Consider the following 18758-nt stretch of genomic DNA (forward strand, 5'->3'; position numbering starts at 1 on the left):
TAATTATTAAAGGGAGAAGTCGGCTACCGGCCAAAGAGGTTGTTGCTCAGAGAATGCCTCCCACGCTTCTTTATAGGTTTTGTCATCACCCGGAATCAATTGGTCAGGACAAAGCTCTGCCAAAGGCCACAGGGTAAAGGCAAATTTATACACATCATTGCGCGGTAATCTCGGGCCTTCCGGCTGCGACAGCTCACCGTAAGTCAGCAAATCGATGTCCAGCGTGCGATCGCGAAACTTGATAGCATTACGTTCGCGACCCCAGCGAGATTCAATCTCACGCAGCGCAGCCATAATGCCTTCGAGGCTTAATTCAGTGTGAAGTTCAACGACAAGGTTATAAAAATTAGGACCTTCGAAGCCAACGGGGACAGCTTCAAAAATACGGGAACAACGACATTGGGGATCGAGCTCCCTAAGCGCAGCAATACCTTCAGAGATATGATGCTCGCGTTCAATGTTCGAGCCAACGCTCACTAAAACCTGAGTCACTTAGCGCCTCGCTCAATCACCACACCCACGGTACGGGCCTGAGGAACAGCACCGGGTTTGCTCACCTTCACGCGAACCCAAGGCACAGAGAACTGAGATTGGATCAGCGCCGCAATTTCTTCAGCAACACGCTCCACCAACAAGAAACGGCCATTTTCGACCAAATCGATGATAGCGCCACTGACCGAGGCATAATCCAGTGCGTAAGCGACATCATCGCTGTCCGCCGCAGGCTTGTTGTCGTGCGCCATTTCAATATCAAACACCAGCTTCTGTTTGATTTGTTGTTCCCAGTCGTAGACACCGATAGTCGTCACGACTTCAAGCTGCTCAATAAATACTAAGTCCATGTTCACTCAAAAATATCAGAGGTCGGATACCCATTATGCGCAAAAGCACGTAACATCGGCTCAACCGGCGCCATGGCCAAAACAGTCAGGGCGCGCATTATATCTACACAATATCCTCAAAAAATTGGATACTTTGTGTCTGGTGCGCGAACTATATCAAGTTCTCGCCGCCCTAGCGAATGTTCAACGTGGATGACTGAATGACTGCTTTTGGCCTATTAATGATCGTACTTGCATACTTACTGGGTTCCATATCCAGCGCAGTATTGATCTGTCGTCTCTATGGCCTGCCAGACCCACGTGAACAAGGTTCAGGTAACCCGGGCGCCACCAACGTGTTCCGCCTAGGCGGTCGACTCGCTGCCGCGCTCGTGCTGCTGTGCGACATGCTCAAAGGCACTATTCCTGTCTGGGTAAGCTACCTGTTGGGCGTCAATCCTTTCATGCTTGGCCTGATTGGTATCGCTGCCTGTCTGGGTCATATCTACCCCATCTTCTTTCATTTTCGTGGCGGTAAAGGGGTGGCAACAGCACTGGGTGCGATTGCACCTATAGGCTTAGACCTCACCGGCATGATGCTAGGAACATGGATAGCCGCTGTTTTAGTCACAGGCTATTCTTCTGTCGGCGCCTTGCTTGCCTCTTTGTTTGCTCCACTGTTTACGTGGATGGTCAAACCCCAGTTCACCATGCCCGTTGCCATGCTTTCCTGTCTTATCATTTTCCGTCATCAGGAAAACATAAAGCGCCTGCTTCGCAAGGAAGAGCAAAAGATCTGGAATAAAAAGAAGAAGCTGGCGGAGAGTGAAGATCAGGAAGGAAGAGCAGGTCCTAGGTCCTAGGTCCTAGGTCCTAGATCACTGAATACTGAATACTGAATACTGAAAGCAGTCTTCCCCCCTCCTTAGAGAAAAACAAAAAGCGGCGCTGGAAATCAGTCGCCGCTTTTTCTGTTCTATAACTCTGCTTTTTGCTTTTTCTGGGCTCTTGCTCTTACTAGGCCTTAGGACCTTTCTTTTCCTAGGCCCTGCTCTTACCCTTCAATAGACTTAAGTGTATCAATCGGCCAACGTGGGAAGGCTTTCACGCCCAAATCGTTGTGCTCGCCGTTTTTCAGGCGTTGCATGCCCGCATAGGCAATCATGGCGCCATTGTCAGTACAGAACTCAGTGCGTGGGTAGTAAACTTCACCACCGATATTGTTCGCCAACTCTTCAAGCTTGGCACGCAGATGACGGTTAGCACTCACACCGCCAGCAATCACCACGCGTTTCATGCCGCACTGCTTCAGTGCGCGCTTACACTTGATCACCAAGGTATCAACGACGGCATCTTCAAACGCACGGGCAATATCAGCGCGGGTTTGGTCGTCATTTTCATTAGCGGCAATCGTATTAGCGGTGAAGGTTTTCAGGCCAGAAAAGCTCATATCCAGCCCCGGCACATTGGTCATTGGACGCGGAAAAGTAAAGCGGCTGCTGTCGCCTTTTTCTGCCAGCTTGGAAAGCAGAGGGCCCCCTGGGTAATCTAGGTTCATCAGCTTCGCGGTTTTATCGAACGCTTCGCCGGCAGCATCATCAATCGATTCGCCAAGGATCTGGTATTCACCGATACCTTTTACTTCAACGATCATCGAGTGACCGCCAGAAACCAACAACGCGATAAATGGGAACGGAGGAGGGTTATCTTCCAGCATCGGTGCCAGCAAGTGACCTTCCATATGGTGAACCGCCACTGCAGGGATGTCCCACGCGTAGGCAAGGCTTCGGCCAATGGTTGCGCCTACCAGCAGCGCCCCCACCAGACCCGGACCTGCCGTGTAAGCCACGCCATCCAAGTCTTTCGGCGTCAGGCCCGCTTCTTTCAGCGCAGCTTGAACCAGCGGAATCGTCTTCTTTACGTGATCGCGAGAAGCCAGCTCAGGCACTACGCCGCCGTAATCAGCATGCAGTTTTACCTGACTGTATAACTGGTGCGCTAACAGCCCTTTTTCATCATCATAAATCGCCACGCCGGTCTCGTCGCACGACGTCTCGATGCCCAGAATTCGCATAACACCTCAGCTCACTTGGATCACAGATCGATCCGCTTTCGATCTGCCAGTTTCTATATCAGGCGGCAATCTTACATGGGCGGCATCAAATTCACCAGTTATGCTTTACAAGCACCCTAGTATCGGATTAGAATTCCGCACCATTTTTAATCAAAGCTGGTCAATCTGTCTCCAGCGATAACTGACTAACCCCTGAGGTGAAAGGCACATGCCAGTAGTTAAAGTACGTGAAAACGAACCATTCGACGTAGCACTGCGTCGCTTCAAGCGCTCTTGTGAAAAAGCAGGTATCCTTTCTGAAGTTCGCCGTCGTGAGCACTTCGAAAAGCCGACTACCGTTCGCAAACGCGCTAAAGCAGCTGCAGTTAAACGCCACCTGAAGAAGCTGGCTCGCGAAAACGCACGTCGCGTTCGCCTGTACTAATTACGATTAATACAGGATTGCGAGATGGAATTGATTGAACGTCTGAAAGACGAACAAAAAGCGGCGATGAAAGCCAAAGACAAACCTCGTCTTGGCACTATTCGTTTGATCATGGCTGCGATTAAACAGCAAGAAGTTGACGGTCAGAAAACTCTGAACGAAGACGAAGTGCTGGCAGTGATGACCAAAATGGTTAAGCAGCGTCGTGATTCTGTTTCGCAATATCAGTCAGCTGGCCGTGATGACCTGGCTGATGTGGAACTGGCAGAAATTTCCGTACTGGAAGAGTTCATGCCAAAGCCACTCAGCGACGAAGAAGTTGATGCTCTGGTGAAAGACGCCATCGCAACTTCTGGAGCAGGCTCCATGCAAGACATGGGTAAAGTCATGGCCGTTCTGAAACCTTTGGTTCAGGGCCGGGCTGACATGGGTAAAATCAGCCAATTGGTTAAAGCTAATCTGGCTTAACTTTTATCCGACCTGCAAACAAGCCGTGCTATCCATTTTTGGAGTGCGCGGCTTGTTCGTATTCGCTCAGTAGCAAATACTGAGAGTACCCTCTTCTCATATTCACCGAACGCATAAAGGTTTATGGCAGGAAAGATCCCACGTTCATTCATTGATGATCTGCTAGCCCGACTCGATATCGTCGAGCTAATAGACGCGCGGGTGAAACTCAAAAAGCAAGGCAAAAACTACGGTGCCTGCTGTCCTTTCCATAACGAAAAAACCCCGTCTTTCTCCGTCAGCCAAGAGAAACAGTTCTATCATTGTTTTGGTTGTGGTGCACATGGCAATGCCATCGACTTCGTCATGGAGTTCGATCGCCTCGAATTTGTCGAAGCCATCGAAGAATTGGCGTCTTCGCTGGGTCTGGATGTGCCAAGAGAGCAATCCGGCGGTGGTGCTCCAAAAGGACCTTATGCACGCAGCGATCAGAAACGCGACCTTTACCAGATGATGGGCCAAATCGCCCAGTTCTATCAAGGTGGACTGCGTAATGAAGCGGGTAAGATAGCGATTGATTACCTCAAAGGCCGTGGCCTTTCCGGTGAAATCGTGCAGAAGTTTGGGATTGGCTACGTCGCTGACGAATGGGATCAGGTGCGTTCACGCTTTGGCCGTGACAACAACAGCCAGCAGGCACTGGTGTCAACCGGCATGCTGATAGAAAACGACAACGGACGCCGTTACGACCGCTTCCGTGGCCGCGTGATGTTCCCTATTCGTGACCGTCGTGGACGTGTTATCGGTTTTGGTGGCCGCGTCATTGGCGATGGTACACCGAAATACCTTAACTCACCGGAAACACCGATATTCCACAAAGGACGTGAGTTGTATGGCCTGTACGAAGTGTTGCAGGCACACCGCGAGCCCAAGCAATTGCTCGTTGTTGAAGGTTATATGGACGTTGTCGCGCTGGGGCAGTTTGGCATTGATTATGCCGTTGCATCACTGGGCACCGCCACTACCGCAGAACATATGCAAACCATGTTCCGCCAAACCTCCAACGTGATTTGCTGCTACGACGGTGACCGAGCGGGACGTGACGCCGCATGGCGCGCAATGGAGCAGGCACTTCCACATTTGGTAGATGGACGCCAGCTCAAATTCATGTTCCTGCCAGATGGTGAAGATCCAGATTCCATGGTTCGACAGGAAGGTAAAGAAGGTTTTGAACAGCGTCTCGCAGGCGCAATGTCATTATCCGAATTCCTTTTTAACACCCTCATGGAACAGGTCGACACCAGCAGTCAGGAAGGCAAAGCCAAGCTCACCACTTTGGCCGTACCACTGATTGACAAAGTACCAGGTGGCACACTTCGTCTCTACCTACGTAACATTTTGGGCCAGAAGCTAGGTCTACCTGATGAGCAGCAACTTGAAAAGCTCATCAGCCGACAAGGACAGGCGCAAACGCGCAAGCCCTTGCCGGAAATGAAACGCACGCCGATGCGCGAAGTTATAACCCTGTTATTGCAAAATCCAGGGTTTATAGAAAACGTACCGCCACTGGATGGGGTGGAAGAGCTCGGCATGCCCGGCTTAAATTTATTCACCACCATGCTTGAACTTTGCAGAAACCGTCCCAATATTACGACAGGACAGCTGCTCGAACATTGGCGCGGCACAGAACAAGAGGCATTGTTGGCCAAATTGGCAAGTTGGGAATTACCCATCAACGAAAACAATGTATTAGACGTTTTTTTAGACTCGCTGGATAAAATTCTAGACCAGTGTGTCAAACAACAAATAGACAAGTTTCAAGCTAAAGATCGAAGCGTCGGCTTATCAGCCGAAGAGAGACGGGAATTATGGCTATTATTACAAAGCCGACCCGACTAGAAACTAGCCAGCATACTTGTATTTTGCTAAAATTGGCAGTTTGCGTTTCCGCATACTAAATTCTTCACTCAGACCCGAAGTTGGATATCGTCTATGGATCAAAATCCGCAGTCACAGCTAAAGTTGCTTGTCGCAAAAGGTAAGGAACAAGGCTATCTAACCTATGCAGAAGTAAATGACCACCTACCGGAAGACATTGTTGATTCTGATCAGATAGAAGACATCATTCAGATGATCAACGACATGGGTATTCAGGTGGTGGAAACAGCGCCAGATGCCGATGAGCTGATGATGTCTGAAACTGTCGCGGACGAAGATGCCGTCGAAGCAGCAGCAGCAGCACTTTCTAGCGTTGAATCTGAAATAGGTCGTACAACTGACCCAGTACGCATGTACATGCGTGAAATGGGTACAGTAGAACTGCTTACCCGCGAAGGCGAAATCGACATCGCCAAACGCATCGAAGATGGTATTAACCAAGTACAGGTATCGGTTGCCGAATACCCTGGTTCCATCTCATCACTGCTCGATCAGTTTGACAAAGTAGAAGCTGAAGAGCTTCGCCTGACAGACATCATTTCTGGCTTCGTAGACCCGAACCAAGAAGACATCGCACCTACCGCCACTCACATCGGCTCCGAGCTCACAGAAGAGCAGCTTGAAGACGAAGATGATGGCGACGACGATGAGGACGATGACGAAGAAGAAGATACCGGCATCGACCCGGAGCTAGCGCGCGAAAAGTTTAACGACTTGCGTCTGGCTTACGAAGGCATGCAACTGTCAATCGAGAAAAACGGCCGCTTCCACGAAGACACCGCTGGCGCCATCGCCGAGCTGTCAGAAGTGTTCAAGCAGTTCCGTCTAGTACCAAAACAATTCGACCGCCTGGTCAACGAAATGCGCGACACAATGGATCGCGTGCGCACGCAAGAACGCATTGTAATGCGCCTTTGTGTAGACCAAGCGAAAATGCCGAAGAAAGCCTTTGTACAACTGTTTAGCGGCAATGAATCGTCAGACAGCTGGCTAGACGAAGCACTGGCTTCAGAAAAGCCATACGTCGATCGCCTGAAGCAGTACGAAGAAGATCTTCGCCGCTGCGTACAGAAACTGAAAATCGTTGAAGACGAAACTGGCCTTTCTGTAGAGCGCGTTAAAGACATCAGTCGTCGCATGTCAATCGGTGAAGCGAAAGCTCGCCGTGCGAAGAAAGAAATGGTTGAAGCGAACTTGCGTCTGGTTATTTCTATCGCTAAGAAATACACCAACCGTGGCCTGCAATTCCTGGATCTGATTCAGGAAGGTAACATCGGCCTGATGAAAGCGGTAGACAAGTTCGAATACCGTCGTGGTTACAAGTTCTCGACCTACGCAACATGGTGGATCCGTCAGGCAATCACCCGTTCAATCGCAGATCAGGCACGTACTATCCGTATCCCTGTTCACATGATTGAAACTATCAACAAACTGAACCGTATCTCACGTCAGATGCTTCAGGAGATGGGTCGTGAGCCACTGCCAGAAGAACTGGCAGAGCGCATGCAAATGCCAGAAGACAAGATCCGCAAAGTGCTGAAGATCGCCAAAGAGCCAATCTCCATGGAAACCCCAATCGGTGACGATGAAGATTCACATCTGGGCGACTTTATCGAGGATACCACCCTCGAGCTGCCAATGGATTCCGCGACCATGAACAACCTCAAAATGGCAACCAGCGAAGTATTGGCTGGCTTGACACCACGTGAGGCAAAAGTTCTGCGTATGCGTTTCGGTATCGACATGAATACCGACCACACGCTGGAAGAAGTGGGCAAACAGTTTGACGTAACGCGTGAGCGTATCCGTCAGATTGAAGCGAAAGCACTGCGTAAACTGCGCCACCCAAGCCGCTCAGAAGTTCTGCGCAGCTTCCTGGACGAATAATCCAAGACGTATTTGAAGCAATATTGGAAAGGCGAGCACTGCTCGCCTTTTTCATTTCTGCGATTTGAACTAAGTGGCTAAAAAGCATACTGAATAGGGTGTGGTTACGTCTAGACACCCCTGCTTCCACCCCTTATAATCAACTCCCTACACGGCCCCTTAGCTCAGTGGTTAGAGCAGTCGACTCATAATCGATTGGTCCGCAGTTCAAATCTGCGAGGGGCCACCATATACAGAAAGGCCTGAGAGGTTAGTAACCACTCAGGCCTTTTGCTTTTTTTGCCCCGTTATAGCACTGTTATAGCAAATTAATAGATAATGGTCTTAAGTTACTCTTGCTGTCTTAGTGAAAAACCACATCCAAAGACGTTATGTTAATCTACACACAAGACCAAAATTAGAAGATTACTGACAAACATTTATCCGTTATATTCTCAAACACAGAAAAATACTGACAACACATAGAGATACTCCAGTTCAATGATTAAGTACGTGCAAGGTGATCTGTTTGCTGATGATGCAGAGGCCATTATCAACACTGTGAATACCGTAGGTGTTATGGGCAAAGGGCTCGCCTATCAATTCAAAGAAAAATACCCTGAGAATTTTGATGCGTATAGGGACGCCTGTAAACGCAATCAAGTTGTTACGGGCAAGATGTTTATCTTTGAAACTAAATCACTGAAAAAACCACGTATTATCATTAACTTTCCGACCAAGGAGCATTGGAGGGGGAAGTCAAAAATTGAGTATATAGAATCTGGTTTAGAGGATTTAGTAAAGATAGCCATTGATGCTGAGTTAAAGAGTGTTGCCATTCCTGCGTTGGGTGCCGGACTAGGCGGATTGCCTTGGAGTCAGGTAGAGCAAAAGATTATAAACAAACTGTCACCGATCAATGGCATTGAATGGCGAATATACGCTCCCAATGAAGAACCTAAGAAGCCAGTTAATGTCCATATGACCGTTTCTCGGGCGACAGTTTTATATGCTGTGAGTACTTACCTTCAGAAAACAAAAAAACAAGAAGTTACAGAGCAAGCACTCCACTGCTTTCTTTATTTACTAGACAAAAGAGGGCTGGGGATAGATGGGCTTACTTTCAATAAGTTCAAAGATGCACCTTATTCTGATGGATTACACACTTACCTTGTCAAAATTGACGGTAGCTCCATATACATGTCAGGTGAACAGAAAGCTGCAAATAGAAACTCTATAACTTTGAACAAAGACATACTCAAAGACCTCTTCTCGAAATATGTAATACCGCAAAAGTCAAAGAAACTGATCTTGGATGTTATTGATTCAATTTCTGGGTACGAGACACTTGATGGGCTAACCGTATTGGCAACTAGCCTTTGGGTAATCACTGAACAACCTTGCGACAGCACAGAGATTGTATCTAAGGATTTACCCGTTGAATTGATATCGGAAAGCTTAACAACGACAGGCACTTGCTCTAAGGCTATGATCAGAGGAGCCATTCAAAGGCTGAAAGAGGAAAAATGGCTCCAATGATTGAGTATGGGTTTAGGCTGTCTGTGCGGCTGCACAGAACATCAGGCTATTGACTTCTACATCGATAGTGAGTCCAAACTTCTCAGCTAACCCGTCAATATAGCTTTTACAAGCATCAGTCCTTACGTAAATTTTGAAAAAGTCACTTGTGGGCAACGTAGCGGGGGATAAACACTCTGCCATGCTTACCTGCTTCCATTCGTTACTATCCCAATCTCTGCTATCCATTAAATCCCAGTCAATTGCTGCCATACCATCTTGATATGGCAGCAATTTAGAAGCTCCCCTAGATAGAGGGTGCCTTGTAGAGATACTCCAGTTGTAGTGCTCAGCCAAGCTTCTACGAACTGTTATGTAAACAAATTCTATAGTTGGATTACTATTAACCACTGAATAGTCAAAGGGAGTTTTAACAAAGAAATGAAACGGAACCATGCTATCGAGAGCTCGCTCTCGTCTTCCACCCAAGATGCTAGCATCAGCAACATTTTTAAAATTATTCAGCTCATTTCTGGGTTTTAGGCCTTCGCTAAAAATACCATGAATATTATCAATAGCCGTGAAGTGATAAAGTAGCTTCCCATCTCTGATTGATTTACGCACCATGTGTTCCTTTTATTAAACAACCACACAAAAATAATGACTAATGATTAAAAATCAATACACGTGAGAAAATAAATATAGCTATGGGACGTACAACCAAAATACAGTTATTCACAGAACTCCAAGTAAAAGCGCATCTGTCCCTAGGACAGATGCCACTCGTTAGTTCGGGTAATGATGGTTTTGCCACCCGAAGAGATGCCTTTCAGTACCTTCAAAAGCTCCTCTTCGCTATACATCGAGGTTTTCACAACGCCTGTTGCCGTATCAACGGCAAGCTCATAATGCGGCGCGATAGCCTGTTCTGTGCGCTTACAAAACACACCGCCCATTAAATCGGTGAACGTCTTCCAACAACCTTTGTCCGCTGCCTCATGGATTTCTGTTACCAACTTGCTTTCGCCCATCATGGCCTTTAAACGGCGTAATTCGCGCCAAACTGTCACAGAACAGCCGCCAAGTTGCTGAAACTGGCGAATGCTCCAACATGCCGCCCATGCATCCACCCTCGCCGCTGCGCATTTGGGGTCTTCACCGTAAACGCCCGCTTCAAGGTTCTCACCATCAATGTTTTTAGAGATGTATTTAGCGATATAGCCCGTTGCTGACCCCTTATTAGGGTCTATCTTCACTTCGGTGAAACGGTGCTTATCTGCGCCGTTCTCGTCGCCATCTTCACGCATTGCGTACTCACGCATGATGTTTATCAAGGTGTCATAGTGGCGAGGCTCAACAAACAGCAATAAGTGCCAATGCGGTGTGCCGTCATGTTGTGGCTCTACGACGCGAAAACCATAGAAACGTACATCTTCTCGCTGCAATTTGGCGCGAACCAGTTTCCAGTTCTCGTTTAGATAGGTTTGGGCTTCGGCTGGCGTATAGCCTTGCCATTTGGGGTTATCGTCGCCTGTCGTTGCATAGCTGCGGTGATACTTTGACGGGCAAGTAATGGTTAGGAAAGTGGCAACATGGCCTAGCTCGTTGGCGAGGTCTTCAAAGCCACGCGCACGAACCATCAACTCGGTTTTGCGGATTTTAGGGTCAGATACGCCCTTTTGTGAAAGCTCCAACAGGCTAAAGCTTTGACCGTGTTGATTGGTCATAACGGTATTTGAAAGATATTCCGTTTGATGGAATTTTTGCGCTGCCCTGGCGGTGAGCGTTTCATCTGAGCAATAGATAGCTTTACAGCGATTCACTTCCCCAAGATGGCGCATGGTGGTTTCGATGTTCGCTCGCAACGCCTTGCGAAGTTTACGCAGCCACCAAGACTTATCCGACATACGCTTTAGGCGCCCTTCGAGCGTGTATTTTGTCTCTTCTGGCGGAGTGATTCCATAGCTTCGGCAAAGTGCGATCAGTGAAGATAGGGTTTCTTCCTCGTTGCCCATCATGGCTCGACGAATCGACAACGCAGCATCAACGAGATTTTCGGCTTCTTCGCGAAGCTCATCTTCTGACATGCTGAGACTAAGCGTTTCAGGGGAAACGGTAAGCTTTGCCGTTAGGCTATCAACCAATTCACGTAGGTCTGTGTTTCTAACCTGCTTGTTTGAGATAGCCTTGTAACGAATGAATAGAATTTTCTGTGCTTTGGGGGGCAATAGGGAAAGGCGCTCTTTTACGAACGCCCTGTCATCCCAATCAATTTTCGCCAGCTCGCTATCAGGAATGGCTAACATCTAAAGCCCTCCCCTCATCAGTTAGTTCATAGCGAAGCCAAGAGATACCGTAGTAAGACACCTTTTTGCTTGCAAGAATCCCTTCCCGTTGAAGCTTGAGAATGGTCCGGTGCATCACTCGAATACCGAAACCCTCAGAGCAGGCGTAACGGCCTTCAATGCATGGTTTGCTTGAATTGCACAGCTCGAACCAATGCCCTTTTTGAAGCGCTCCGATAACGTCTCGAAGGTGTTTGTTTAACTTGGGCTTGTTAGCGTTAGACATGCTCACCTCCATCACAGATAAGATGAGTTTGCTTGCGGTGGCTATCGAGCCACTGGTCGAGATCTTCTTTTAGGTAACGGACGGCACGACCAATTTTGATAAACGGTGGTGCTTCTGTGCGGTTCAGGCGGTGGCCTTCCATGCGTGATTGACGCAGAAAAGAGCGGCTCATGCCGATATAGGCGGAAGTTTCTTGTTCAGTGTATGCGCGTTTATTTGCGTGCTGTATAGCCATAACGATATCTCCTGTAGTTCGTTGGGAGATACCGTAAGCGTCCCGATGGCGTCGGGAGGCTCATCGGGAATCTAGTCGGGAAGGTTTTTAGGTTTGGCCTTTTCTAACCTCTGCTATCAGGTTTTGAAAGGTCTTGTACTTGGTAATTCGTACCGTGTCTTTCTGACCAAACCACTCTATTTCATCATTATTCATGGTGCTGATCAGGCTATCTGTATCTATCTGCTTTGCATCGTTTTGGTGATCGCGTCTTATAGCGTTCCAAATGGTTCGCGCATTGGCTTCTCTATTGCCAACAAGCACCTTAGCGATCATGGTCTTTATGGGATGTGTTTCGACACCAGTTGTATCGACGATTTGCTCAGCAACCTCTTTATGACCATTTGCTGCTAAACCGAACGTTCTGTTGACTAAGTTCAAGTCAAACCGAAGCTGTTCTGGCTTGATTACCAACGACTTCTTCTCAAGTACCTTATCGACCTTTAAGAATGCATCGAGTAAGCGCTTGGCACCTGCTTTTCGTTGCTCTTCAACACCAGAATTAGCAAGCCTCTTCATCTCGTCGCCAAACTCAGCTCTCGTACCGATTGAAGCAAAGGCAAAAAAAGTAGATTGGTATTGGGCTACCAATGGGGGAGCCTCATTTTTCCGGCATTGCTTAGCATCTGGAAAGTCGACAGACACATGTCGCCAGCGGGTAACTTTCTCAGGCTCTAATATAAAGACTATATCGACTTTGGCTTCTTCTGCCTGAATACATTTAATCGAGTCATCGGGCGATAAACCCAAAACTCCACGATAATCAAACAAGGGAATTTGAGAATAAGGATACACCTCAGTACGGCTTTTAGTTGCTCCCAGAGCTTTTGCATCCACCCACGCGCAAAGTCTCAGCTTTCCTGTTTCCACTGCATCAAGCAGGTCACCGTTGGTTAGAGGTGTTACATCAGAGATTTCATCTAACCGATAAAAGCGTCGTTTCAGCATCCGTGCTTACTTCCTTGCCTGTTTTCCAACCTATAGGTTAATCAAACCGAACATCTTGAATCAATTTCAAATATCAGAAAGCCAGTGTTTATGCGGCTTTGATCGGTTAAGTAACCGAACAAAAATGGAGGTTGCACCAACCTAGTAGTGGCTAGCGGAGTGAACCGAACCTTTAGGCTTACCCATTTCGGTTAGAGGCCTAGTGTTTATGCGGTTTCGTCGGTTAGGTAGCCGAAAAAATGGAGAGCGCACCAACATAGTAGTTGGCTAGCCAACTGAACCGAGCTTTTAGGCTTTCCCGTTTCGGTTAGAAGCCTAGTGTTTATGCGGCTTCGTCGGCTAAGAAGCCGAACATTTGATTTTGACCGAAAGAGGTAACACAAAGGTCTATCTAACCGAGGGAGCTCGGCTCAATGTGTCTTTTAGTTCGGTTAACAAGCCAGCTTATTAGCTGGCTCTATGTTCGGCTAGATTAAGATAAGTTGATAGCAACGTAACGCCACGGCAAGCGATCTGTCTCGGCCTCTCTGCAATTTATGAAAAGAAATGCACTACTCAGAATACTTGTGAAAGTATCGTCAGGTATAAGCTATCCAGAAACCTCTTAAGACTTTATAGGACAGAGGCCATTACGAAGCCTTGGTGTAACAAGATAAAAAATGAGATATAAACTGAAAATGAAAGACATCCCTTACCCTTACCGTCTTCCTACCTTTAAGACTTTGCATTAAAATAAAGGCAAACGTATCAAATCTACTAAATTTACTTGGCATTGAGGGCTGTAACCTTAGGACGGTAGTTTTCCTCTTTCAAATGCCCCGCCAACTTAATCACTGAGAATTTCGTGACAAACAACAGCAAGATACAACTAGCCACCCTTCTTCCTGGGGCTGATCTCTTAACCGAAACCACCAAAAACCCAGTATGGAAAGCTCCAGTAAAACTGCTAAACGGTGATACAACCTTCGTATACCTCAAGTTACTCGAAAAAAGACAGCTCTTTATCGAGTCTCTCTGTGCCATCATTGGGCGGGCAGTAGGGATACCCATACCAGAGCCACTCATAGTTAAAGTTCCAGCCAGCTTGGTTTCATCCTTAACAAAATGTGATGGGCCAACAGAAGACTTGTACGCATTTGGCTCAGTAGATGCAGATTATCCGAGTTTAAACCGCGTTTTGAACATAGATGATGGGAGTGTCGTTTGGGACAAACTTAGGGAGCACTCTAAGTCTCTAGAAGCTGCAATTTTTGATGAATGGATAGCCAACGGGGATCGGCACTGGGGAAACCTATTATATGACGGTGGTGACGATTTCATATTTATAGATCATGATTTAGCCTTATCTAGTTCAATTAATATCGATGAAGGAATAGAGAAGAACTTACTTTTCAACTTCATCACAGATGATATAGATGAGTTATCAAAAGCTAGAATTTTAAAGAAACTAGATGAAGAAATTCGTGTGAGCTATGAGAAAGTTGACATCACCGATTTTGTCGAATTATGTTTTGGAAGTTCATTTATCTGTGAAAATTCCATAGATGAAATAACAAATTTCCTTATAGAAAGAATAAATAAACTAAGTGTTATTTTAAGAAAAAAACTAAACCCAGAACAAGGGGATTTACTAGAATGTATATAGATTCCTTTCCTGACTTCCCCTCGTATAGCGCAAGTTGGACACCTGTCTATTTTGAGCCAATATTGCTATCAGGAGAAAGACTCACTGTACTAATCGTAATCGAAGATGAAAACAACGAATTTCGAATATTCAAAACATTACGAGACGAAGTTTTAGAATCTTTTTACGGCAGTAAATCTAAGAACGTAAAGTCGCTTATAGATTTATGTGAAACTTCGATTAAAGAACACTTAACTGTAAGACGCCAAATGAAAGATTGGCAACCGCCCTTTGACGGTCTTTATTCAGGTTTAACCAAAAGAGCAGCTGACGACAGCATAACTATGATTGCAAGACAGGCTATTCAACGTTCATCTAGCCTTAGCAGTTTGAGTATGGCCGTAGATAGAGATGATATTGAACAAGATAAGCAGAGCCAGAAACAGTCAATTCGCTGGCAAGATTCTATTATAAAAAACGTCCTAAATACTCATTCTCATTTTGAGAAGTCATTTAAAGTTAAACTAGCAATTGGTAATTCAAAATTAAAAACACAGTTTGGGTTTCTTTCAGATAAAGCTGCAGTGAATTTTGGCGTACTATCCCCACTTCATCACTCATCATCTTTAAATATAATAAAAGCAAGAATACTAGATCTTGAGCATTTAATGGGAAGTAGCTCTTTAATATTACCCGAAAATTACTCCATCATATTAAAATCTCCAAATCCCAATGATGCTTCTCTAAGTAAAATTGTGGTAGATAGACTTAATGACACATTACAAACGATCCAAGATATAAGCTCAGCAGCCAAGATAGATGTATATACTGCAGAAACTGTAGAGTCCGCAGCGAAAGCTTTGATAAAGGTTGCTGCTTAGTATGAAGTCATATGGTGTTTTCGCAGGAGGCGGGGTAAAGGGTGTAGCTTAGTATGAAGTCATATGGTGTTTTCGCAGGAGGCGGGGTAAAGGGTGTAGCTTTGGCAGGTGCTTTAGCTTCCGCAAATAAGAATGGAATTCGCTTTGCGGGCTTTGGAGGAGCTTCTGCTGGCGCGATTATCGCATATCTGGCTAGCATTGGTTATTCTGGTGAGGAAATTTATCAAAAGATGCTACGTACACCATTTAAAGATATGCTGTTTTATGACGGAGGGGAGAAATATTTCTCTCTGAAGGATCATGTAGAAGGAATATCAAGATTTCCAAACTACATAAAAAAAATAAATAAAGGTGGGACTCATATTGAATTTTATGGAAATATAAGAAAAGCCGTTTCAGCAACCACTCCATTTATCAAGTCGATACGACCAATATATAGAATAATAAATAATAGTGCTTTAGGAATTTATAGTACTAAAAAGCTTAAAGAAACACTAATTTATTGGACAAAATCAAAATGCCCAAATCTTATATCATCTGATGGAAATGGCCCTACATTTGAGTTATTAAAAAATGAGACTGAAATAGACCTCCGAGTTATAAGTTCAAACTTATCATCAAAGAGAGCCTTAGTTTATTCAGTTCAAAACACTCCTTCGGAAAGTGTTATTGACGCTGTATGTGCTTCTGCATCTTACCCATTCTTATTTAACCCTCAGATCGCTGGTGAAAAAGTTTTAATAGACGGTGGACTATCTTCCAACCTTCCGATGTTCATGTTTAAAGATGAAATGGGAGTTGGAAGTATCACGACTTATGCCTTCGATCTGTTCAAGGAAGAAAATGTGCCACTTGAGAATCCCGGACGGTTGGATTACGTGGCAAGGATGATTGATACAGCCTTGGAAGCTAGTGACCATGTAATGTCAAACATGCTCAAAGCCAGACGTGTACGTATTGACGTACCAAGTGATATTGATACGTTAGACGTAAATATTACCAAGCTAGATATCATGCGCCTTTACTATGCAGGACTAGTAAACGGTTCAAATTTTTTTGAAGTAGATAAAACTGTTCAGCTCCTTCAGGCTTCTGCAGACGACGTATGGAAAGAAGCCCTTGCTATTTATGGTTCTGGCAAAATGTTCAGTGTGGTTTTAAATACGATACAAGACATAGCAAAAATAAACTCATCGGAGAAAGTACGAGTATGGCTCTATACGCCATCATCTCGAGATACAATAATTTCTCTGGCAAACTCAAGCAACGCGACTGGGAATGTTTATGAATGGTCAACGATAAAACGTTCAGACGCTTGGGAAGCTTGGGAAAAGAAAGCTGAGGTCGTGTCATCTGATAAAAACCGGCATGGCGTTACTCGAACCAGAGTCTCATTTCCAATACCGATTGAAGATGATGTACTGAAGTTTGAGAGGGTTAATTCTAGTGATTCACATTTAGCTGGAGTTCTAGTATTGGACGTAAACGTTGGACCAAACGATTGTTATTGGTTAGACTTGAACAAAAAGAAACCAACTACTCTCGACTATTTTCGGGTCAACATGCTTGAGCCTTGGTTGCTTGTACTGAGCCGAATGCTATCAAAACCTTGTCATTAAAAGGAGGATGTTATGGATAAATCAAAACCTAGAACCGAGATTCTATCGATGCGCCGTTCTTCTTTAATCCGTAAGAGCTCCCCAGAAGAGTACTTCGACAGCGCAGTAGATACTAATGATATAGCTCGAGAAAATTTGATCAAAGCTCGCCTAAAGTCAATGAAAGCCGAAGATAGAGAGAGCCTCAGCAGTGATCTAGATTCAGCATTCAATCTTAGCAACTAGATTCGTGCTCTAGCAGCTTCGATTCAAACTCTCATCCAATCAGGCCAACCGCCGCCGCCTTATGCTCTGGCGCTAAGTGCGCATACCTTAAGGTCATTTTAAGGTCTGCATGACCGAGCAGCTCTCGCACTGTGTTTAGATCTACCCCCGCCATCACAAGCTTACTCGCGAAGTGGTGGCGGAGGTCGTGAAAGTTGAAGCCTTCAATCATGGCGATTTCCAGCACGGTTCCCCACGTCTTTTTGACATCAGTGATAGGCTTTCCAGCTTCTCTGCCTTCAAATAAGAAACGTGTAGTCGGGTTCTGTTCTCGCCACTTTTTCAGCACGTCAAACGCTTCATTGTTTAGCGGCATGGTTCGAGAGAGTTTTGATTTGGCATTGCTGGCTTTCACTTTGAGGAAGCGCTCATCAAAGGAAACATCTGTCCACTCAAGGCCAAGCAGTTCGCCACGGCGTAAGCCTGTATTCATGGCAAGAATTACTAATGGCTCTGCGTAGTCAGCAAACGCCACATCATCCAAACTCGGTAAGGTTTCATAGCCACGAATGGTTTTATGCTGATTGTTCGAACGTCGGCTTTCCCTGAGTTTCCAGTCCCTTTCTTTCAGAGCATGGCGAAGTCGCTTCTCTTCAGCTTCGGTCAGGTAACGAACTCGCGTATTATCGGCTTTAATCGCCTTCACTCTTCTCAAGTCATGCGATTCAATCAACCCCCAATCAACCGCCCTTGATAGTGCACCTTTGAGCGTGTTCAGCGTGTAATTGATGGTCGCGGGTGCTCGCCCTAACTTGCGTTGGCTTGTCCGCCATTTTTCGATTTCCCATGCTGTGATTTGCTCTAAGTCTTTATCCAGCAGAAATTTAAAGCTGTTCGTCAGGTGGTTAATGATTTTGCGTGAAGTCTTTGGGTTTCTCGTAGTGAGAAAAGGTTCGTAACGTTCGGTAAGGTAGGTTGAGAGCTTGAGGTGTCGACGGCGCTGGTTTTCTTCCCTTGCTGCTTTCTTGATTTCTTGAACGTCGTTTCCTTTGGCGACTTCACCTGCTTTCTCTCTGGCAAGGTCTCGCGCTTGAGCTGGCGTAATTTCACTTGCTAACCCAAGCTTGTAATTCACCTGTTTGCCATCAATGCGGTAATAGAGGTAGTAAGAGATTCGCCCAGCTTTCGACATGAGCGCATGGAAGCCGGAAATTTCGGTATCATTGAGGCGTCTTTCTTCAAGAGTAAGCTGTTTGATACTGGTCGCGGTGATCTTCTTTTTGATGGGCATTTAGGTCGGCTTCCTTGCGTCTCGTTTCCCCCGTTATAGCATATTTATAGCAAAATCTTCATTTCTCCATGAATTTCAGTGAACATTGAAAAACACATCACAATTTCTATAACATTGATATTTATAGTTTTATTTGATTTTTGTTGTTTATTGCTGTTCATTGAAAACCATCAATTTCGTTACTCATAATCGATTGGTCCTTAGTTCAAATCCGCGAGGGTTCACTATATTCCAGAAGGTTAACAGGCGTAATGCCTA

Annotated in this window: 19 protein-coding genes and 1 tRNA gene; 11 read left to right on the top strand and 9 right to left on the bottom strand. The window is 45.8% G+C overall.

Annotation, left to right across the window (positions count from 1 at the left end; genetic code table 11):
* Nucleotides 1-6 precede the first annotated feature (6 nt).
* Together folK and folB are read right to left on the bottom strand one after the other, a co-directional pair.
* Nucleotides 7-492 (bottom strand): 2-amino-4-hydroxy-6-hydroxymethyldihydropteridine diphosphokinase, encoded by a 486-nt coding sequence (gene folK / locus VP504_RS08860; protein ID WP_325893951.1) that lies wholly within the window; start codon nucleotides 490-492, stop codon nucleotides 7-9.
* A complete protein-coding gene (gene folB / locus VP504_RS08865; RefSeq protein WP_039849772.1) occupies nucleotides 489-848 on the bottom strand; it encodes a bifunctional dihydroneopterin aldolase/7,8-dihydroneopterin epimerase in 360 nt (119 codons plus the stop codon). The genes folK and folB overlap by 4 nt, the downstream gene beginning before the upstream one ends.
* Nucleotides 849-1042: 194 nt before the next feature.
* On the opposite strand from folB, the gene plsY reads away from it, so the two are divergent.
* On the top strand, nucleotides 1043-1684 hold the full coding sequence (plsY, locus tag VP504_RS08870) for a glycerol-3-phosphate 1-O-acyltransferase PlsY (protein ID WP_325890873.1): 642 nt from the start codon (nucleotides 1043-1045) through the stop codon (nucleotides 1682-1684).
* A 191-nt stretch (nucleotides 1685-1875) separates the two neighbouring features.
* Here the strand turns inward: plsY and tsaD are convergent, their stop codons facing one another.
* Nucleotides 1876-2895 (bottom strand): tRNA (adenosine(37)-N6)-threonylcarbamoyltransferase complex transferase subunit TsaD, encoded by a 1020-nt coding sequence (tsaD, locus tag VP504_RS08875; protein WP_325890874.1) that lies wholly within the window; start codon nucleotides 2893-2895, stop codon nucleotides 1876-1878.
* A 208-nt stretch (nucleotides 2896-3103) separates the two neighbouring features.
* On the opposite strand from tsaD, the gene rpsU reads away from it, so the two are divergent.
* From rpsU to darG, 6 genes are all read left to right on the top strand, one after another.
* Complete coding sequence (gene rpsU, locus VP504_RS08880) at nucleotides 3104-3319, top strand: 30S ribosomal protein S21 (protein WP_002537656.1); 216 nt, start codon at nucleotides 3104-3106, stop codon at nucleotides 3317-3319.
* A 24-nt stretch (nucleotides 3320-3343) separates the two neighbouring features.
* The gene (locus VP504_RS08885; RefSeq protein WP_325890875.1) at nucleotides 3344-3787 is read left to right on the top strand and encodes a GatB/YqeY domain-containing protein; all 444 of its coding nucleotides are present in this window, start codon (nucleotides 3344-3346) and stop codon (nucleotides 3785-3787) included.
* A 123-nt stretch (nucleotides 3788-3910) separates the two neighbouring features.
* The gene (gene dnaG / locus VP504_RS08890; RefSeq protein WP_325890876.1) at nucleotides 3911-5665 is read left to right on the top strand and encodes a DNA primase; all 1755 of its coding nucleotides are present in this window, start codon (nucleotides 3911-3913) and stop codon (nucleotides 5663-5665) included.
* Nucleotides 5666-5758: 93 nt separating this feature from the next.
* The gene (gene rpoD, locus VP504_RS08895) at nucleotides 5759-7591 is read left to right on the top strand and encodes an RNA polymerase sigma factor RpoD (RefSeq protein WP_325890877.1); all 1833 of its coding nucleotides are present in this window, start codon (nucleotides 5759-5761) and stop codon (nucleotides 7589-7591) included.
* 153 nt (nucleotides 7592-7744) lie between these two features.
* Nucleotides 7745-7820, top strand: a tRNA-Ile gene (locus VP504_RS08900).
* A gap of 251 nt (nucleotides 7821-8071) precedes the next feature.
* Nucleotides 8072-9109 carry a type II toxin-antitoxin system antitoxin DNA ADP-ribosyl glycohydrolase DarG gene (gene darG / locus VP504_RS08905; RefSeq protein WP_325890878.1) on the top strand — a complete coding sequence of 346 codons (1038 nt, stop codon included), beginning with the start codon at nucleotides 8072-8074 and terminating at the stop codon, nucleotides 9107-9109.
* A 12-nt stretch (nucleotides 9110-9121) separates the two neighbouring features.
* Here the strand turns inward: darG and VP504_RS08910 are convergent, their stop codons facing one another.
* From VP504_RS08910 to VP504_RS08930, 5 genes are all read right to left on the bottom strand, one after another.
* Nucleotides 9122-9715, bottom strand: coding sequence for a DarT ssDNA thymidine ADP-ribosyltransferase family protein (locus VP504_RS08910; protein WP_325890879.1), 594 nt, complete (start codon nucleotides 9713-9715; stop codon nucleotides 9122-9124).
* Nucleotides 9716-9855: 140 nt separating this feature from the next.
* Nucleotides 9856-11394, bottom strand: a complete 1539-nt coding sequence (locus VP504_RS08915; RefSeq protein WP_325890880.1) for a replication endonuclease — start codon at nucleotides 11392-11394, stop codon at nucleotides 9856-9858.
* Nucleotides 11378-11659, bottom strand: coding sequence for a hypothetical protein (locus tag VP504_RS08920; protein WP_325890881.1), 282 nt, complete (start codon nucleotides 11657-11659; stop codon nucleotides 11378-11380). Before VP504_RS08920 ends, VP504_RS08915 begins: the two co-directional genes overlap by 17 nt.
* The gene (locus tag VP504_RS08925; protein WP_325890882.1) at nucleotides 11652-11894 is read right to left on the bottom strand and encodes a helix-turn-helix transcriptional regulator; all 243 of its coding nucleotides are present in this window, start codon (nucleotides 11892-11894) and stop codon (nucleotides 11652-11654) included. Before VP504_RS08925 ends, VP504_RS08920 begins: the two co-directional genes overlap by 8 nt.
* Nucleotides 11895-11981: 87 nt before the next feature.
* A complete protein-coding gene (locus VP504_RS08930; RefSeq protein WP_325890883.1) occupies nucleotides 11982-12881 on the bottom strand; it encodes a hypothetical protein in 900 nt (299 codons plus the stop codon).
* An 844-nt stretch (nucleotides 12882-13725) separates the two neighbouring features.
* Here VP504_RS08930 and VP504_RS08935 point away from each other — a divergent pair.
* Genes VP504_RS08935 through VP504_RS08950 form a run of 4 tightly spaced genes read left to right on the top strand, consistent with a single transcriptional unit; the run spans nucleotide 13726 to nucleotide 17230 of the window.
* Complete coding sequence (locus VP504_RS08935) at nucleotides 13726-14526, top strand: HipA family kinase (protein WP_325890884.1); 801 nt, start codon at nucleotides 13726-13728, stop codon at nucleotides 14524-14526.
* On the top strand, nucleotides 14517-15386 hold the full coding sequence (locus tag VP504_RS08940; protein WP_325890885.1) for a hypothetical protein: 870 nt from the start codon (nucleotides 14517-14519) through the stop codon (nucleotides 15384-15386). Before VP504_RS08935 ends, VP504_RS08940 begins: the two co-directional genes overlap by 10 nt.
* A 53-nt stretch (nucleotides 15387-15439) precedes the next feature.
* Nucleotides 15440-17005, top strand: a complete 1566-nt coding sequence (locus VP504_RS08945) for a patatin-like phospholipase family protein (protein WP_325890886.1) — start codon at nucleotides 15440-15442, stop codon at nucleotides 17003-17005.
* A gap of 12 nt (nucleotides 17006-17017) precedes the next feature.
* Complete coding sequence (locus tag VP504_RS08950; RefSeq protein ID WP_325890887.1) at nucleotides 17018-17230, top strand: hypothetical protein; 213 nt, start codon at nucleotides 17018-17020, stop codon at nucleotides 17228-17230.
* A 31-nt stretch (nucleotides 17231-17261) separates the two neighbouring features.
* Here the strand turns inward: VP504_RS08950 and VP504_RS08955 are convergent, their stop codons facing one another.
* Entirely contained in the window at nucleotides 17262-18500 is a 1239-nt protein-coding gene (locus VP504_RS08955) for a site-specific integrase (protein WP_325890888.1), read from the bottom strand.
* Nucleotides 18501-18758 lie beyond the last annotated feature (258 nt).

It is taken from the genome of Grimontia sp. NTOU-MAR1 (genome assembly GCF_035758505.1).
Lineage (GTDB): Bacteria > Pseudomonadota > Gammaproteobacteria > Enterobacterales > Vibrionaceae > Enterovibrio > Enterovibrio marinus.

Excerpts from the sequence above, each read along its gene's own strand:
- plsY (WP_325890873.1), top strand. The coding sequence starts at position 1,043 with ATGACTGCTTTTGGCCTATTAATGATCGTACTTGCATACTTACTGGGT.
- tsaD (WP_325890874.1), bottom strand. The coding sequence starts at position 2,895 with ATGCGAATTCTGGGCATCGAGACGTCGTGCGACGAGACCGGCGTGGCG.
- rpsU (WP_002537656.1), top strand. The coding sequence starts at position 3,104 with ATGCCAGTAGTTAAAGTACGTGAAAACGAACCATTCGACGTAGCACTG.
- VP504_RS08885 (WP_325890875.1), top strand. The coding sequence starts at position 3,344 with ATGGAATTGATTGAACGTCTGAAAGACGAACAAAAAGCGGCGATGAAA.
- dnaG (WP_325890876.1), top strand. The coding sequence starts at position 3,911 with ATGGCAGGAAAGATCCCACGTTCATTCATTGATGATCTGCTAGCCCGA.
- rpoD (WP_325890877.1), top strand. The coding sequence starts at position 5,759 with ATGGATCAAAATCCGCAGTCACAGCTAAAGTTGCTTGTCGCAAAAGGT.
- darG (WP_325890878.1), top strand. The coding sequence starts at position 8,072 with ATGATTAAGTACGTGCAAGGTGATCTGTTTGCTGATGATGCAGAGGCC.
- VP504_RS08910 (WP_325890879.1), bottom strand. The coding sequence starts at position 9,715 with ATGGTGCGTAAATCAATCAGAGATGGGAAGCTACTTTATCACTTCACG.
- VP504_RS08915 (WP_325890880.1), bottom strand. The coding sequence starts at position 11,394 with ATGTTAGCCATTCCTGATAGCGAGCTGGCGAAAATTGATTGGGATGAC.
- VP504_RS08920 (WP_325890881.1), bottom strand. The coding sequence starts at position 11,659 with ATGTCTAACGCTAACAAGCCCAAGTTAAACAAACACCTTCGAGACGTT.
- VP504_RS08925 (WP_325890882.1), bottom strand. The coding sequence starts at position 11,894 with ATGGCTATACAGCACGCAAATAAACGCGCATACACTGAACAAGAAACT.
- VP504_RS08930 (WP_325890883.1), bottom strand. The coding sequence starts at position 12,881 with ATGCTGAAACGACGCTTTTATCGGTTAGATGAAATCTCTGATGTAACA.
- VP504_RS08940 (WP_325890885.1), top strand. The coding sequence starts at position 14,517 with ATGTATATAGATTCCTTTCCTGACTTCCCCTCGTATAGCGCAAGTTGG.
- VP504_RS08945 (WP_325890886.1), top strand. The coding sequence starts at position 15,440 with ATGAAGTCATATGGTGTTTTCGCAGGAGGCGGGGTAAAGGGTGTAGCT.
- VP504_RS08950 (WP_325890887.1), top strand. The coding sequence starts at position 17,018 with ATGGATAAATCAAAACCTAGAACCGAGATTCTATCGATGCGCCGTTCT.
- VP504_RS08955 (WP_325890888.1), bottom strand. The coding sequence starts at position 18,500 with ATGCCCATCAAAAAGAAGATCACCGCGACCAGTATCAAACAGCTTACT.